The 16974-nt window shown below is 41.7% G+C and carries 12 protein-coding genes; all 12 read right to left on the bottom strand.

The window, feature by feature from the left end; genetic code table 11:
- Positions 1 to 116 precede the first annotated feature (116 nt).
- Entirely contained in the window at positions 117 to 842 is a 726-nt protein-coding gene (deoD, locus tag WAX86_RS03065; protein ID WP_005301070.1) for a purine-nucleoside phosphorylase, read from the bottom strand.
- A gap of 144 nt (positions 843 to 986) precedes the next feature.
- Positions 987 to 2207 (bottom strand): phosphopentomutase, encoded by a 1221-nt coding sequence (gene deoB, locus WAX86_RS03060; RefSeq protein ID WP_065172232.1) that lies wholly within the window; start codon positions 2205 to 2207, stop codon positions 987 to 989.
- 10 nt (positions 2208 to 2217) lie between these two features.
- Positions 2218 to 3549: a thymidine phosphorylase gene (gene deoA / locus WAX86_RS03055; RefSeq protein WP_264954481.1), complete on the bottom strand. Its 1332-nt coding sequence runs from the start codon at positions 3547 to 3549 to the stop codon at positions 2218 to 2220.
- A gap of 261 nt (positions 3550 to 3810) precedes the next feature.
- The gene (gene deoC, locus WAX86_RS03050; protein WP_341489081.1) at positions 3811 to 4587 is read right to left on the bottom strand and encodes a deoxyribose-phosphate aldolase; all 777 of its coding nucleotides are present in this window, start codon (positions 4585 to 4587) and stop codon (positions 3811 to 3813) included.
- Between the two features lie 373 nt (positions 4588 to 4960).
- Complete coding sequence (locus WAX86_RS03045; protein ID WP_264954482.1) at positions 4961 to 5131, bottom strand: XapX domain-containing protein; 171 nt, start codon at positions 5129 to 5131, stop codon at positions 4961 to 4963.
- Between the two features lie 240 nt (positions 5132 to 5371).
- Positions 5372 to 6661 (bottom strand): NupC/NupG family nucleoside CNT transporter, encoded by a 1290-nt coding sequence (locus WAX86_RS03040; protein ID WP_065172233.1) that lies wholly within the window; start codon positions 6659 to 6661, stop codon positions 5372 to 5374.
- A 220-nt stretch (positions 6662 to 6881) separates the two neighbouring features.
- A complete protein-coding gene (locus tag WAX86_RS03035; protein ID WP_341489080.1) occupies positions 6882 to 7676 on the bottom strand; it encodes a TatD family hydrolase in 795 nt (264 codons plus the stop codon).
- A gap of 97 nt (positions 7677 to 7773) precedes the next feature.
- Positions 7774 to 9852 carry a glycogen debranching protein GlgX gene (glgX, locus tag WAX86_RS03030; protein WP_341489079.1) on the bottom strand — a complete coding sequence of 693 codons (2079 nt, stop codon included), beginning with the start codon at positions 9850 to 9852 and terminating at the stop codon, positions 7774 to 7776.
- Positions 9853 to 9990: 138 nt separating this feature from the next.
- On the bottom strand, positions 9991 to 11913 hold the full coding sequence (locus WAX86_RS03025) for an EAL domain-containing protein (protein WP_341489078.1): 1923 nt from the start codon (positions 11911 to 11913) through the stop codon (positions 9991 to 9993).
- 55 nt (positions 11914 to 11968) lie between these two features.
- Positions 11969 to 13375 carry a TolC family outer membrane protein gene (locus WAX86_RS03020; RefSeq protein WP_341489077.1) on the bottom strand — a complete coding sequence of 469 codons (1407 nt, stop codon included), beginning with the start codon at positions 13373 to 13375 and terminating at the stop codon, positions 11969 to 11971.
- 25 nt (positions 13376 to 13400) lie between these two features.
- Positions 13401 to 14783 (bottom strand): HlyD family type I secretion periplasmic adaptor subunit, encoded by a 1383-nt coding sequence (locus WAX86_RS03015; RefSeq protein ID WP_069530887.1) that lies wholly within the window; start codon positions 14781 to 14783, stop codon positions 13401 to 13403.
- On the bottom strand, positions 14780 to 16957 hold the full coding sequence (locus WAX86_RS03010) for a type I secretion system permease/ATPase (protein ID WP_341489076.1): 2178 nt from the start codon (positions 16955 to 16957) through the stop codon (positions 14780 to 14782). The genes WAX86_RS03015 and WAX86_RS03010 overlap by 4 nt, the downstream gene beginning before the upstream one ends.
- Positions 16958 to 16974: the final 17 nt, after the last annotated feature.

The raw sequence follows: 16974 nt of genomic DNA, 5'->3' as shown, positions 1-16974 counted from the left end.
TCGTTTTACCTCACACGAAAGACATATATCAAAGACCAACAATCAATAGATATCAAAAAAGGGCTTGCTCAATAACCAGAGCAAGCCCTTTTACTTAGGCGTAAATGAATCAGCGATTATGCTTCTTCTTTATCACCGATAAGTACAGATTCTAGAGCGATTTCCATCATTTCGTTAAATGTTAGCTGACGCTCTTCAGACGTAGTTGCTTCGCCTTTTAGGATGTGATCCGATACAGTACAGATAGTTAGCGCTTTAGCACCAAACTCTGCTGCTAGACCGTAGATACCAGCAGCTTCCATCTCCACACCTAGGATGCCGTATTTGTCCATAGTTTTGAAGAAATCGAAATCTGGGTTGTAGAATAGATCTGCTGAGAATAGGTTACCTACGCGAACTTTAATGCCTTTCGCTTTTGCCGCTTCAACTGCATTTTGTACCATGCCGTAATCTGCAAGTGCTGCAAAGTCATGACCACCGAAACGCATACGGTTTACTTTAGAGTCTGTTGATGCACCCATACCGATCACAACATCACGTAGATTTACGTCGTCACGAACCGCGCCACAACTACCCACACGGATGATCTTCTTAACACCAAAGTCTTTTACTAGCTCTGTTGCGTAGATAGAACATGATGGGATACCCATACCGTGGCCCATTACAGAGATACGACGACCTTTGTAAGTACCAGTATAGCCATACATATTACGTACGTTACATACTTCTTTGATATCTTCTAGGAAAGTTTCTGCGATGTACTTAGCGCGTAGAGGGTCACCTGGCATCAGAACTACGTCTGCGAAATCACCCATTTCTGCATTAATATGTGGAGTAGCCATAGTTGTGTCCTTTTCCTGATTAGTTACGAATCTTATTCGCAATTTGTTGTAAATAATGGCGTTAATTTACTGTGGTAGTTATCTATTTCAGTGATAACCACCACACAATGCATCATTAACCTATCGACTGAAAAAATCAATCAATTAAAGAAACGATTTACCGAATTCCATGTCGCTAGTGCCAAAGTACTGTGCCAATGATTGACCAATATCGGCAAATGTTGCACGGCGACCTAGAGAGCCCGCTTTAATTTGTGGACCATAAACAAGAACTGGAATGTGCTCACGAGTATGATCAGTACCAGGCCATGTTGGATCGCAACCGTGGTCTGCTGTAATCAATAGAACATCATCATCTTGAAGCAGTTCTAGGATCTCAGGTAAACGCTTGTCGAAATACTCAAGCGCAGCAGCATAACCTGCCACATTACGGCGGTGACCGTATGCTGAGTCAAAATCAACAAAGTTTGTAAATACGATGGTGTTATCACCTGCTTGTTTGATCTGCTCAAGTGTTGCTTCAAACAAAGCAGGAATACCTGTAGCTTTCACTTTCTTAGTGATACCGCAACCTGCGTAGATATCAGAGATCTTACCGATAGAAACCACTTCACCTTGTTTTTCATCAACCAATTTTTGTAATACGGTTGCTGATGGTGGCTCAATAGATAGGTCACGACGGTTACCAGTACGTTCAAATTGACCTTTACCCGCACCGATAAATGGACGCGCGATAACACGGCCAATATTGTAATCTTCAAGCTCTTCACGAACGATCTGACACAATGTCATTAGGTTATCTAAACCGTAAGTCTCTTCGTGACAAGCGATTTGGAATACTGAGTCAGCTGATGTGTAGAAAATTGGTTTACCTGTTGCCATGTGCTCTTCACCAAGATCATCCAGTACTTGAGTACCAGATGCGTGGCAGTTACCTAGGTAACCTGGAAGATTGGCACGCTCAACGATGCGATCAAGTAGCTCTTGAGGGAAGCTGTTGTTGTGCTCTTTAAAGTAGCCCCACTCAAACAATACCGGCACACCTGCAATTTCCCAGTGGCCAGATGGAGTATCTTTACCAGAAGAAATTTCTTGTGCGTGGCCGTATGCACCCACAATCTCAGCATTTGGATCTAGGCCTTCAGGAAAGTAACCAGATGACTCTTCACACGCTTTACCTAAACCCAGTTTATTCAAATTAGGAAGATGCAACGGACCACTACGTTCGCCATTGTCAGCTTCACCGCGAGCACAAGCTTGTGCAATGTGGCCAAGGGTGTTAGCACCGACATCGCCAAATGTTGCTGCATCTTCTGTTGCACCGATACCAAATGAATCGAGAACAAGAATAATTGAACGTTTCATAATCACTCCATTAAACATCTTCAGGGCGAATGCGAGCGTATACTTCCGGTGTTGCTTGTGGTTTTTCATCAGCAATAGTGATGTTAGCGCGAACGGCTTTTGCTGCTTCTTCCCACTGAGCTTCAGTGCGAGCATGTACCATAGCAAGAGGCGTATCTGCGTAAACTTCATCACCAAGACGAATCATATCAGCAAGGCCTACAGCATAATCAATGGTATCTGCCGCAATGCGACGACCACCGCCCATGCCAACTACAGCCATGCCTAAACCACGAGTATCCATCGCACTCGCAAAACCAGTTTTCTCTGCAAATACTGGTTTAATAATTTCTGCAGTATCTAGGTAGTTGTTATAGTTTTCAACAAAATCTAATGGACCACCTAGGCCTGCGACCATTTTACCAAAACATTCGGCTGCTTTACCGTTGTCCAGTACAGCTTGTAGCTTAGTACGAGCTTCAGCTAAATCTTGCGCTAAACCACTTATCACTAACATTTCAGCACATAGCGCCATCGTTACTTCATACAAACGAGGGTTACGGTATTCTCCAGTTAAGAACTGAACCGCTTCACGTACTTCTAATGCGTTACCTGCTGTTGATGCCAATACTTGGTTCATATCAGTCAATAGTGCTGTGGTGCGAGTACCAGCGCCATTAGCTACAGCTACGATAGATTTTGCTAGTTCTTCTGATTTTTCGTACGTAGGCATAAACGCACCAGAACCCACTTTGACATCCATTACTAGGGCATCAAGACCCGCAGCCAGTTTCTTCGACAAAATCGATGCTGTGATAAGTGAGATATTATCAACGGTCGCGGTTACATCACGAGTTGCGTAAACACGTTTGTCGGCTGGCGCTAAATCACCTGTTTGACCGATAATCGCCACACCCGCATCTTTTGTTACCTGACCAAACACTTCGTTGGTCGGGGTAATGTTGTAACCAGGAATTGATTCTAGTTTATCTAATGTACCACCAGTGTGACCTAGGCCACGACCTGAAATCATTGGAACATAACCGCCGCATGCTGCCACCATAGGGCCAAGCATTAGAGAGGTTACGTCACCGACACCACCTGTTGAGTGTTTATCAACAATTGGGCCATCGAAATTCATGTGGCTCCAATCGATAACCATACCAGAGTCACGCATTGCACAAGTTAGCGCAACACGCTCAGCCATGGTCATATCATTAAAGTAGATAGCCATTGCAAATGCTGCGATTTGACCTTCTGATACCGTATCTTTTGCAACACCTTGAATGAAGAAATTGATCTCTTCTTTTGTTAGTTCGATGTTGTCACGTTTTTTACGAATGATTTCTTGTGGTAAGTACATAATAAAATCCCGTTATTTGCCGTTATTGGTGCTCTATCTTGAGGGTAAAGATAGAAATAATTATTCATCTGGGTGGTGACTTCTGACGTTTTTTTCATCACCAATACTGCAAAATAACGAATTTCAGGTGCAGAAAAGGAAGACACGTATTATTCGCGCCATTCAAAACCAGTTTATTGAATAATTATGAAACGAAGAGTTGGAGCCGATGGCCTGCACATCACAGACCATCGTAACCTTGCGACAAGTCGCAGACAGCGATTAGTAACCGCCTTCTGCTGCCTTCTCACCTTCACCTAGAGTGTGAAGTAGGTTTGCAAGTAGGCTTGATGCACCAAAACGGTAGTGCTTGTTATCAGCCCAATCAGAACCGAAGATACGATCTGCCATGTCTAGGTAGATTTGTGCATCTTCTGCAGTGCGAACACCACCAGCAGGTTTAAAACCAACTGTTTTCTCAACACCCATAGCTTTAATCACGTTTAGCATGATTTCTGCGTATTCAGGTGTTGCGTTTTCAGCCACTTTACCCGTTGAGGTTTTGATAAAATCAGCGCCTGCTTTGATTGAGATTTCAGAAGCTTTCTTAATTAGCTCTTCAGTTTTTAGCTCGCCTGTCTCGATGATCACTTTAAGTTGAACATTATCGCCACATGCTGCTTTACACTGCTTAACAAGCTCAAAGCCTACTTCTTCGTTACTAGCCATTAGAGCACGGTATGGGAATACTACGTCTACTTCATCTGCACCGTAAGCTACGGCTGCTTTAGTTTCAGCAACAGCAATTTCGATATCGTCATTACCGTGCGGGAAGTTAGTTACTGTCGCAATACGGACTTCAGGTGTACCTTGCTCACGTAGCTGCTTCTTAGCAACTGGAATAAAACGAGGGTAGATACATACTGCTGCTGTGTTACCTACTGCAGTTTTGGCATTCTTACAAAGCTCGATAACTTTTGCGTCAGTGTCGTCATCGTTCAGTGTAGTAAGATCCATTAATTTAAGTGCACGTAGTGCAGCAGCTTTTAAATCGCTCATGACTATCTCCAGTCCAGTTAATTTCTAACAAGCTATAGATTCCTGCTCTATTTGCTCGACGTTCGCTTTTCTACTATGCGCGTCTGCAGACAATGAACAGTCAATGCTAAATCTAGCATTTATGAGCGGACTTGTTCCCTGAAGACTTCGATTGTTATCGAACTGCTATCCTTAGCACCGCGCAAGGCTTTTCACCTTGTCACCAATCGAACTCGCATTATTGCCAGCTCAAGTAATCGTTACTTTTTGGTGGAAGCTCATCATACCAAGGTCGGTAGCAAGCCTCCATTAAAGTTGTGTTTCCTGGGGTGGACAATGTGTTTCTCAACAGCGATAAAGAATTACCGGAGAAATCTTGCGTTTTTTCATCAAATTATGAGAAAAATCGCTCAGCAACCCAACCCCAACAAATGCCACCTAAATAAACCCCAACTATTCCCATTACCCCCGATAGTACAGGCGGTGCTGGTATAGGTAATTTAAGGGCTGAAAAGAAAATTCCAACGGCAAATCCGGCCACGGTAGCTACCATCACTTCATACATAACATGCTCTCTTTGTCGGCTCTGTTATCAATGAGTGTAGACCGAATTTATCGCTTCGTTGACCCGACTAATCCTAGCAGATCATATTGTCAGAAATTGGAACGCAATCGATTTTATGCAATCTGATGGGAAACAATTAAGGGTATGTTTACGGAATCTGTTGATCGAGTGGTAAGTAGCAAAAAAAACGCCACGGCTTTTACCCCGTGGCGTTTATTGCAATTGTTATATTGCTAAAGCTTACATAGATAGGCTAACAAACAGACCTGCGATTGTTGCAGACATTAGGTTAGATAGCGTACCTGCTGCGACAGCCTTCATACCAAAGCGTGCGATTTCTGCGCGACGAGTTGGAGCTAGACCACCTAGACCACCTAGTAGGATTGCAACCGAAGATAGGTTTGCGAAACCACATAGTGCGAAAGATACGATAGCTTTAGTCTTCTCACCCATTGCTGCGCCAGTTTGAGCAACAACCATGCCGCCATCAGCAACATCTTTAAGGTAAGGAGCAAAGTTTAGGTATGCTACAAATTCGTTCACAACCAGTTTCTGACCGATGAAAGAACCTGCTACTAGCGATTCGTTCCAAGGAACACCGATTAGGAATGCTAGTGGTGAGAACACATAACCTAGGATAAGTTCTAGTGTTAGATGTGGCATACCGAACCAACCACCGACACCACCTAGTAGGCCGTTGATTAGTGCAATTAGACCGATGAATGCAAGAAGCATTGCACCAACGTTTAGAGCAAGTTGCATACCAGATGATGCACCCGCTGCCGCTGCGTCGATTACGTTAGCAGGTTTTTCGTCTGCATTTTCGTCATCACCAGCTAGTTGCTCAACAGGCTGCTCAGTTTCAGGCTTGATGATTTTCGCAAATAGAAGACCACCAGGTGCTGCCATGAATGATGCTGCGATTAAGTATTCTAGAGGTACACCCATAGATGCGTAACCTGCTAGTACACCACCAGCAACAGAAGCCAAACCACCACACATTACTGCAAACAGCTCAGATTGAGTCATTTTAGGTACGAACGGACGCACAACTAGAGGTGCTTCTGTTTGACCAACGAAGATGTTCGCTGTTGCAGACATAGATTCAGCGTGAGAAGTACCAAGAACTTTACGTAGACCACCACCAAGAACATTGATAACGATCTGCATAACACCTAGGTAGTAAAGTACGCTAATAAGTGCAGAGAAGAATACGATTACTGGTAGTACTCGTAGGGCGAAGACGAAACCGCCACCACCGAACACTTCAAACATTTTGTCTGAAGTTAGGCCACCAAATAGGAAGTTGATACCGTCGTTACCGTAAGCAATAACGTTAGCAACACCTTGTGACATACCGTATAGAACGTCACGACCAACAGGTACATAAAGAACGAATGCACCTAATAAGAATTGGATGGCAAAAGCACCACCAACAGTACGTAGATTAATAGCTTTACGGTTATCAGATAGAAGTACTGCGATTGCTAGCAGTACAACCATCCCAACCAGGCTCATAAACAGGCTCATAGTTTATGGCTTCCCTTTAGTTAAGTTTGGCGTCTCGACAATGTGACTCATCAAATGAGTTCGGCGCATTATACTCATGCAACGCCGGATAAAATAATGCGAGCTTCACAGTTTGCAAGGAAAGGTGATGTAAGTTTAATCATACTTGTGAGGGCGATCACAAAGCACAGTACAAGTTACGCAATCGTTTTACGCAAACGTTTTAATAGTGGAAGTAATATCACAGCTTAAGCTTAAAAAGTTCAGTTGAGGTTAAGCTTGTTATCTGTTCAATTTCTGCTCGGGATTCTCCTCTCAATGCCGTTAATACATCGACGATATCAACCAATCGGTCAGGACGGTTCGGCTCACCTTGATAACCACAAACAGGCATATCTGGCGCATCGGTCTCAAGCATTAAAACATGAAGCGGTAGTTGAGAAATAGTATGGCGCGTTTTCTTCGCCCGAGGGTAAGTAATTGTTCCGCCAACACCAATTTTGATACCTAGCTCGATAATCTGTTGCGCTTGCTGCACACTACCACTAAAAGCATGGAACACACCTCCCGCTTTTGGCCTGTTAAATTTAATTAATTGAATTAACTCAGGAAATGCCTTTCTACAATGGAGGATAACAGGAAGATTAAACTCATTAGCAAGCTGTAATTGACCTTCAAGCAAGGCAATTTGTTGCTGTTTGACGGCGAGGGTTTGTCCTCCCTCGATTGCAAAATCCAGTCCGCATTCACCAATAGCAACACACTTTCGCCCAATATTAATATCGGTTTCGATGTGCGCTTTTAGTAACTCTAATGCAGCAAGATCATGTTGGTGATTAAAAAAGGGATGCAGTCCCAAACCGTAATAGAGTTCAGGATATTCACTACAAAGTTTGGCCACTAACGACCAATTATTCAAACCAACAGAGGGAATGACGATAGCGCCAACCCCCGCTTGTTTGGCTTGTTCTAAATATGAATTGGGCGCTTGAATAAAGGGCTCAAAATCAAAATGGCAATGACTGTCAATTAGCATAGTAAAACCGATCAATTTAGTGCGTTCAATCGCACTTTTCCGCCGCTGTTGTTTCCATATTCTGTTGAAATTGTGCGGCAGTGCGATCGCGCTTTTTTTACTGTTTTTTTGCCACCATAACAATCATAGAACGCCCACTCGCAATAATATTATCATCTTGATATTTAGGCGCTTTTTCCATTCTATAAATATCATTAGGCGGCACCAGGCCTGTATTAACCAAAACATACCAATCACTGTGGTCTCGTTTTGGTAAAGTAAAGTTTAACGGGTCCCAATACGCATTACAGATAACATAAAGCTCATCTTGTGTCAGTGGATGATGAACTGTTAATGCAACCGAATGAGATCGCTCAGACCAATCAGGTTGATTTGGCTTCACACCATGCCACTCAATCCCAACATTACCGAGCACTTCTTCTAATGAGCGATGCATATTCCACTCTATCGTTGGCTCTGCCCGTCGAATTTGCGCCAGTAACTGCACAAAGCGTAATAAGTCAGCATTTTTCTCAACCAACTGCCAATCAAACCAGCTGAGCTCGTTATTCTGACAGTACGCATTATTATTGCCCTGCTGCGTCCGTCGTACCTCATCCCCCATACAAAGCATTGGCGTACCAAGAGAGAGATAGAGTGTCGTTAGGAAATTTTTGCATTGCCGGTGACGAATCGCTTCAATTTCGGCAACATCCGTTGGACCTTCGATACCATAATTACACGAAATATTATGGTTATCACCATCCCGATTATGCTCGCCGTTATCCCAATTGTGCTTATCTTGATAACTGACCAAATCATTTAAGGTAAACCCATCGTGGGCACAGATAAAATTCACCGAACGATGTGGCGTATGATGCTGAGAGCTATAAATATCAGGAGAGCCTAAAATACGAGAAGAAAAACGGCTAACGGTATTGCGATCACCACGCCAAAATGCACGAACATCATCTCTAAACTTACCGTTCCACTCATTCCAGCGATCGCCAATAAATGAACCGACTTGATAAAGCCCTGCTGCATCCCACGCTTCGGCAATGATCTTAGTGCCACTTAACACAGGATCAGAATCAATTGACCACAACAATGGCGGCTCTTTCATCGGTTTACCATCGCTATCACGAGCTAACACTGACGCCAGATCAAAGCGGAAACCATCAACATGCATCTCTTTAACCCAGTAATGTAGCGCATCAATAATCATACGTCGCTGAACGCTGTAGTTTGCATTACAGGTATTGCCACAACCGCTGTAGTTCGCATATTGATGTGTTTTCGGATCAAGGAGGTAATAGCCATCATTTTGCAGTCCTTTAAAACAAAAGGTTGGGCCGTTTTCATCCCCTTCGGCGGTGTGGTTAAACACCACATCTAAAATAACCTCAATTCCCGCTTTATGCAGCTCTCGGACTAAGGTTTTAAATTCATTGATCGCCGCTAATGGCTCTTTGCTCGAACTGTATGGGCTATGCAAAGCAAAGAAATTAATCGGACTGTATCCCCAATAATTTTCTCTGCCCGCGGGAGCATCATGTAGATCAAAATGTTGGATCGGCATCAGCTCAACTGCGGTAATGCCGAGCTGTTTAAGATAGGAAATCTTATCGATAATGCCAGCAAAAGTACCACGATGGCTTGGTGTAACATTAGAAGATGGGTGCTGAGTAAAACCACCGACATGCATCTCATAAATGATAGTATCGGTTAGCGAGTGGCGCGGAGAATCGGTGTTTTGCCAATCAAAGTGGCTATGGTCAACCACAATGCTTTTCATACAACAATCCATATTAGAATCAAAATCTCTAGCTCGCTCACGGGAGTAGTCATGATTCATACAAATAGCATGGCTGTAGGGATCCAGTAGTACCTTGTTTTTATTAAATCGCAATCCTATTTCAGGTTGCCACGGACCATCGACAGTAAAGGCATAAATTTGCCCATGGGTAATATTAGCGACAAACGTGAACCAATAATGTCCTCGCTTGTGGTAGATAGGATCTAACGTAAATGACTTAAAGGGAGTCGGCGCATCCGCACTTTCAAACAGATGCAACTCAACTTTTGTCGCATCTCTAGAATACAAGCTAAAGTTGACCCCTTTGGCTTTAATTGTGGCCCCAAGGGGATAGGGGTCACCAATTGCCGAGAAGATCCGTTTATATTGTTGAATGTCCATGCTTATACGCCTTAATTACGCAATTAATCTCTTAACTAAGGCGTATAATACAAAGTCTCAACTTAAGTAAGTGTGAATAAAAATTCTTGTTACTAAGATCACGAACGGTGCAAAGGTATTTCCCATTACGCCATGGAGTTAGGCTAAGTTTAATTCCACAGGTGGAGCGATAAAGCCCTGATATCCCCAAATAGGCAGCCCCTCGAGTAATGCAAGTTGCTCACTATATTGAATACCTGTAGCGATCACTTTAATATCCAATCCAGCCGCAATACTTGCTAACGCTCGTCCTAATTCATATTTACCTGATTCTGTCGAAACACCAGCAAAAGATTGGTCTAGTTTTACGTATTTAGGTCGTAATGATAGAAGATAATCCACACTGGTTAACTGACGCCCATAATGGTCGATTCCCCATGAAATATCTTTTTGATTAAATAACAGTGCTAAAGATAGACATGCTGATAAATCTTCCTCAATAGCCGACTCAGGAACTTCGAACGACAATTTGTCACTCATGGCACTTTCATTTAAAAAATGTGCTAGCCAGCTTTGAAATGATGAACTTCTAATACTATTTACCGTTAAGTTTATCGCTATCGTCGACCCACTATGCGCCAATAACGAAGCTTGCTCAATCATCTGTAAAATACATTGGTCAAGTCGCTCTCCCAAACCATACTCTTCCACATAAGGCATAAACGTCTTAGCCATCACTCGTTCATCTCCCAGCAGTAATTGGCAAAAGACTTCATTTTGTACCGTGGCTGTTGTCGCCATATTTTGAATAGGTTGAGACTTAAAAACCAGTGCACGATCAGTGATTGCTTGTTCTATCGATGTAGCCCAATTTAAAACGGCTAAACCATGATAATGGGTGACTGTATTATCTGCCCAGTGTACTTTTTGATGGTGCTCTTGCGCATAATTAAGAGCTGAGAGTGTTTCCTGATATAAGCTATTTTTAGTACTAGCATCAGTCTTTGAACTTACACCAATAAAAAACTCACCATTGCTTATCTCAGATTGTTCTATCTCATTTTGAATATCTTGAACAATATATTGGATCTCTTGCTGCTGCTCTTTAACCGTATGTTCCGTTAAAATAATGGCTAATTGAGAACGATTGAGTTGTGCAAGAACAGTACTTTTTAAGCATCGCTTTTGCAGACTTTGGGCAAGTAAACGTAAACTATCTTGATAAACACCACTGCCATACTGTTCATGAATTTGCTCTAGCCACGAACAATCAATGATCGCTAAAGCACCAGCAACAGGTTCATCGAGCCAAGAGTTCATACGATCATAAAAATACTCAGCATTTGCCAGCCCAGAACGTTTATCGATCTGTTTTTGTAATCGCAGTGACTGTATTTCCTGGTTAGACAGTTGAATATAGTTATTGAGTTGTTTAGCCATTAAATTGATAGCTTGGGTAATCCCATCAAGTTCAGGAAGAGCTCGCTCAACAGATACGTGAGACTTTTCATGTTTTGCCACTTGCTGAGTATGCTGCGTTAATACATCAAGCCGAGACATTAATCGCTGCCATCCCCAACTCATTATCAGTAATGCCGCAATAACAACGGAAATAAACGTGCAAGCAATCGCTAAAAAGTAGTACCACAGCTGTAAATAAGCCCATGATGGATTAATGCTCACAGTCAAAGAAGCCAATTCTAACCAACCTGCTTTTATCGTACGCTGCTGTTCTAAGTTCGACCATGCAATCCATTGTGTGAACCATGAAGGGACAGATGTTGATTCTTCTATCACCTTTTGCCACTGATAAACCTGCCCATCAACCAAACTCGTTAAATGAATCTCAGCTAAATTGCGAGGCTGTTGCGGAGTAATAATCTGCTCAATAGATTGATTATCCCCCATCTCAAGCGGTGTTACTGTTGCAATAGAAATATTATGAATTGTATTAACCAACTCGGCCTGTAATTGGTTATTGACCAGTTCTTTCACTTCTTTTAATTGAAAATAACCAGCAATGCTAAAAACAAAAACTAACAGCCCTAACAACATTAAGGAGCACTGTTTGTATAAGCTCATACCTTACCTAATATAAAAAAATAGCAGGAAACCGTTTGATCCCCTGCTCAATTATTTACTGACCTTGAACACCGCTTATATATTCTTGTTCACCATACCAAGTCTCTGGTGTGGTAATTTGCAGCGAAGACAACAGCTGTCCAGTCGCATTAAGTAATCGATATTGAGCTAACAATTCATCAAATTCTGCGCCAAGATAATCCTTTTTTGCTTCAAATAATTCATTTTCCGAATCCAATAAATCCAGTAATGAACGTTGACCTAATTTAAATTGCTGAGCATAAGATGATTGTGTCTCTTTTGAAGCGGCAACATGTTCTTGAATAAATGTTTTTTGCTCACCTAAATACTGGTATGCATTCCACGCTAATGTCGTACCATCAACAATACTACGATAGGTATTTTGTTGAATTCCTTTTGCTTCACCAATCTTATAAGCCGCCTCTCGCTCTCTAGCTGTATCCTTACCACCATTAAAGAGGTTATAGCGCATTTGAATACCTGCTTTTAGCTCTTGGCTATCACCATCATTAGGGCTGCTACGATCATAAGATTCATTTGACCATAATCCACTAAGTTCCAAATCGATGTCAGGGTAATAGTTCGCTTGTGTCGCGTCTTTCTCAGACTCTGCCGCTTGAATATCACTGTAAGCGGCTTGTAGCACTGGATGATTATCCTTAGCTAAAGTGAGTGCTTGCTCTAATGTTTGTGGTAACACAGCCCGATCAGCAGCAGGCTTGGTCATATTGATCGGAGCTTGATTAGTGATTTTGGCATACTCACTTTTTGCATCTGCCAAATTATTTTGAGCGGCAACTAAATTAGATTTTGCTCGCGCTAGACGGCCTTTACTTTGCGATAAATCCGCCGTTGAACCCAACCCAGAACGAGTTTTCTCTTCAATTTGGCCATATAAGGTTTGGTGCTTATTCACATTTTCCTGTGCCAGCACCACAATTTGACTTGCTTCTAAATAATTTAGATAAACTTTAGCAACCTGCAATGCCATATCTTCAGCGGTTGCAAATAACTGCCATTGCGCAGCACTCGTTTCATGATCTAAACGATCAACATCATGGGTAGTAAAAAAGCCGTTAAATAAATTTTGACGCAGACTTAAACCTAGCTCACTACGATCTAATTCAATATCTCCCTTTTTAGCGGCTTTACTCACTGGGGTTTCATTTTTTTCTAAACCATAACCTGCCGTAAGATCTAAAGTCGGTAAATAACCAGCCATCGCCTGATTAACCTGCTCTTCTCGGGCCTTAAATTGATTAAATGATTGTGTAATCACAGGGCTTGTTTCAATGGTATACGCAACGGTTTGTTCCAATGTTTGGCTATTAACAACAGGAGCAAATAATGCAGAACTCACCGCTAAAGCCAATAGTTGTTTAGCCGTCATTCGTCCTAATTTATGTTTTTTAATAGCTAAATCATGAACTCCATTTGTCATGAAATGATCTCCATATTCTTTTAAATTAATGCTCACGCAAAGCCATCTCTTTGGCTCTTAAGATTGGGTTTAGAATGTAATCAAGAACACTTCGTTTTCCTGTTATTACATCCACGCTGGTTAACATTCCGGGAATAATCGGCATCAATGTGCCGTCGGACCGGGCTAAACTTGATTCTTTTGTCCTAACTTTAATAAGGTAAAAACTGTTATCGTCTTTATCTTGTGTAGTATCAGCACTAATGGTTACTACTGTGCCATCTAGTCCACCATAGCGAGTAAAATCATAAGCGGTCACTTTCACTACTGCGGGTAACCCTGGGTGTAAAAATGCGATATCTTTTGGCGCAATCTTTACCTCAATAAGCAGTTGATCTTCACTTGGCACAATTTCCATAATGTCTTTGCCAGGTTGAACAACGCCCCCAAGAGTCATGATATTAATCATCTTAATCGTGCCATTCACAGGGGATGTAATAATGGCTTTGTCAACTTTGTCTTGAGCTCCAACTTGAGCCTCAGTTAAACGAGAAAGACGAGCACTAAGTTCATTTAATTGAGCCCGAGCTTCTTTGTTATAAGTTAAAACTGCTTCTCTTCGTTTTAAAATTGCTTCATCAAGTGCCGCTTTTACTTTAGGTTGCTGTAAATATAAGGCTGACAATTCACCTTTAGTTTCATTAACTTGTCGCTGAAGCTGTAATAAATCCACTTCAGATACAATGCCTTTTCGAGCTAATGGCCGGGTCATGACTAACTCTTTATTAATCAAATGTAAGCTACTCTTTAAGGTTTTTATTTGAGAAACCAATCCATGACTTTCTTGCTGTTTCTGGACAATTTGTCGAGCTAAGATGGCAATTTGGTTATTCAGTTCATCTAAACGACCATGATATTCTGCCGTCTGTTGTTTAATGAGTTCGGGTTCATTTGCAACTAACGCCTTAGGAAAATCGAGCGGCGCTTTATTCACTCTAACTTGTTCCTTCCACCCTTTATTCGCATCCGCAATTTCAATACTTTGAATCTCTTGCTTTAAACGAAATATATTCGCTTGCAAGCTCTCTTCCTCTTCCACTTGCTGCGCAAGATCAGACCGAAAGCGAGTATCATCAATCCGAGCTAAAGGCTGTCCTTTTGTAACTTGCATACCTTCTGTTACAAACAACTCTTGTAAAATACCGCCGTCTAAACTCTGAATCATTTGCACTTGAGAAGAAGGAATGACTTTGCCTTCACCACGAGTGACTTGATCCAATTGCGCCCAAGCAGCCCAAGAGATAAAACAGATCACCATAATAAAAAATAACCGAATGACCCAACGATGCTGCTTAGGGGAATCAAGCAACATCGCCTTATATAGGTCATCAGTCATATCCAATTCATCGAGGGAGCTTGACTGTTTCATTGCTCACCTCCAACTAAGCCACGGCGTAATTTTTCTAGAACGGGTGCTTTTTCACCATCAAGAATGATTTGCCCTTTATCCAGAACCATAACCCGATCAACTAACGTCAATAGAGACATTTTATGCGTGATCATCACTAAGGTTTTATTGGGTAAAATACGCTGGATCGACTGAATAAATTGTTGTTCAGTAATGGCATCCATACTGGCGGTTGGCTCATCCATTAATAAAATGGGTGGATCGGCCAAAATAGCACGAGCAAGAGCTACTGATTGACGCTGACCTCTAGATAACGATAAACCACCTTCACCAACCTGTTTATCCAACCCTTCACTGTCTTCAGTGCAAAATTGAGCGACCCCGGAAAGCTGCACCGCTCGCAATAGTTGATGTTCCGTAACCTGACGATGTCCGAACATAATATTGTCACGAATGGTGCCATGAATAAGTGTGATATCTTGAGGCATGTAGCCTATATTTTTTCGTAGATCCGCAGGATGAATTTGACTCTCGTTGATCCCATCAAACCGCAATTGACCATCACTTGGTTGATATAATCCGGCTAACAGTTTTGCAAGAGAGGTTTTACCCGATCCATTTTTACCAAGAATGGCAATTTTCTCACCAGGCTTAATATTAAAATTACATGGGTAGAGCGTACTGCGTTTTTGCTGCGGATAAATAAATTGAAGGTTCTCGGCTTGAATGGCCCCTTTTAATCGGTGACGACTAATCAAATGAGTTTTGCCTGTAAACTCATCATCTTGTTCCATTAAAAGATCCAGTTGAGTGAGTGCATTAGCCGTTTGATTTGAGCGAGTTAATAGATTAGCTAACTGCGCCATTGGTGATACAACTCGCCCAGATAACATCACCGCGGCGATAATTCCCCCCATAGAGATATCCAAAGTTGAAAGTCGATATACACCAAGAATTACCACGCCAACCGTTGTTAATTGCGTAATATACGTCGCAAAGAAAGCAACTGAGTTAGACAATTTTTTAAGTTTTAACTGCCAATCTGCAGTATGAGCATTCATCTGCTGCCATGATCGCTGCATAATTCCTTCTGCAACGTTAGATTTGATGGCTTCCGCTGCAGTTAAACTCTCAATCAAATGCGCGTGTTTAATTGTGGAATATTTGTTAGCTTCAGTAACTGCAAACTTCAACTTAGGCTGAACCCATAAGCTATAACCAATAATCAAAATCCCGGCACAGAGCGGAATTAGGGCTAAGTCTCCAGCAACCAAATAGATAATGACAAGAAATAATGCGGCAAATGGTAAATCAACCAGAGTCGTTAAGGTGACAGAGGTTAACATATCTCGAATACTATCAAACTCACCGATCTGTTTAGCGGTAGCTCCAACAGATAGGCCTTTTTTTGCCAACGGAATCCCTAATACCTTCGCAAATAATTGTGATGAGACAATAATATCAATTTTCTTTCCCGCTAAATCGATTAAATAACTACGCATATGGCGGAGAATAAAATCAAATGTAAAAACTAATACAACACCGCTCGCTAATACCCACAGCGATTCAAACGCTAAATTTGGTAATATTTTGTCATAAACATTCATCATAAATAGCGGTGATACTAAAACAAATATATTAATTAAAATTGAAGCTAATAGAGCATCACGATAAATAGGAGAAGCATCTTTAACTAAGGACCAAAGCCAATGTCCTTTTTGCTCAATAAAATTAACATCTATACTTTTGTCACCACGATATTGTTGTTTAACTAAAAAAGCATACCCCGTATAAATATTATTAAGTTCTGAAATAACTATCTCAGATTCCCCACCATTTTCAGGTAATTGAATAATAACTTTATCTTGACTTGGTATAATTTCGCGCAATATGCAAGCTTTCTTATTGTTTAATAACAAAATACAAGGTAAAACCAACGGCGATAATGTCTCTAATGGCTTACGTAATAGCTTGGCTACTAGACCAATACGACTCGCCGCTTGAGAAAATAGCTCTGGCGTTAACTGTGCATTATTTAAGGGCAAACCGACAAGAAGTGCTTCACCTGAACATGGATTGCCATAGTGTTCGGATAATAAAACCAAACAATCTAACAAAGGATCTTCAGTAGTTTTTTCAGATGTAGGAATTGTCCATTGCTCTTGCTTTTTCTGTTGTTCTACTACAAATACCACTTAATTATCTCTAGCAA

It is taken from the genome of Photobacterium damselae subsp. damselae, from assembly GCF_038086725.1.
Lineage (GTDB): Bacteria > Pseudomonadota > Gammaproteobacteria > Enterobacterales > Vibrionaceae > Photobacterium > Photobacterium damselae.
This window is presented reverse-complemented; position numbering and strand designations above follow the sequence as displayed.

Bases quoted from the DNA above. Each gene is read 5' to 3' on its own strand.
- deoD (WP_005301070.1), bottom strand. From the start codon at position 842: ATGGCTACTCCACATATTAATGCAGAAATGGGTGATTTCGCAGACGTA.
- deoB (WP_065172232.1), bottom strand. From the start codon at position 2,207: ATGAAACGTTCAATTATTCTTGTTCTCGATTCATTTGGTATCGGTGCA.
- deoA (WP_264954481.1), bottom strand. From the start codon at position 3,549: ATGTACTTACCACAAGAAATCATTCGTAAAAAACGTGACAACATCGAA.
- deoC (WP_341489081.1), bottom strand. From the start codon at position 4,587: ATGAGCGATTTAAAAGCTGCTGCACTACGTGCACTTAAATTAATGGAT.
- WAX86_RS03045 (WP_264954482.1), bottom strand. From the start codon at position 5,131: ATGTATGAAGTGATGGTAGCTACCGTGGCCGGATTTGCCGTTGGAATT.
- WAX86_RS03040 (WP_065172233.1), bottom strand. From the start codon at position 6,661: ATGAGCCTGTTTATGAGCCTGGTTGGGATGGTTGTACTGCTAGCAATC.
- WAX86_RS03035 (WP_341489080.1), bottom strand. From the start codon at position 7,676: ATGCTAATTGACAGTCATTGCCATTTTGATTTTGAGCCCTTTATTCAA.
- glgX (WP_341489079.1), bottom strand. From the start codon at position 9,852: ATGGACATTCAACAATATAAACGGATCTTCTCGGCAATTGGTGACCCC.
- WAX86_RS03025 (WP_341489078.1), bottom strand. From the start codon at position 11,913: ATGAGCTTATACAAACAGTGCTCCTTAATGTTGTTAGGGCTGTTAGTT.
- WAX86_RS03020 (WP_341489077.1), bottom strand. From the start codon at position 13,375: ATGACAAATGGAGTTCATGATTTAGCTATTAAAAAACATAAATTAGGA.
- WAX86_RS03015 (WP_069530887.1), bottom strand. From the start codon at position 14,783: ATGAAACAGTCAAGCTCCCTCGATGAATTGGATATGACTGATGACCTA.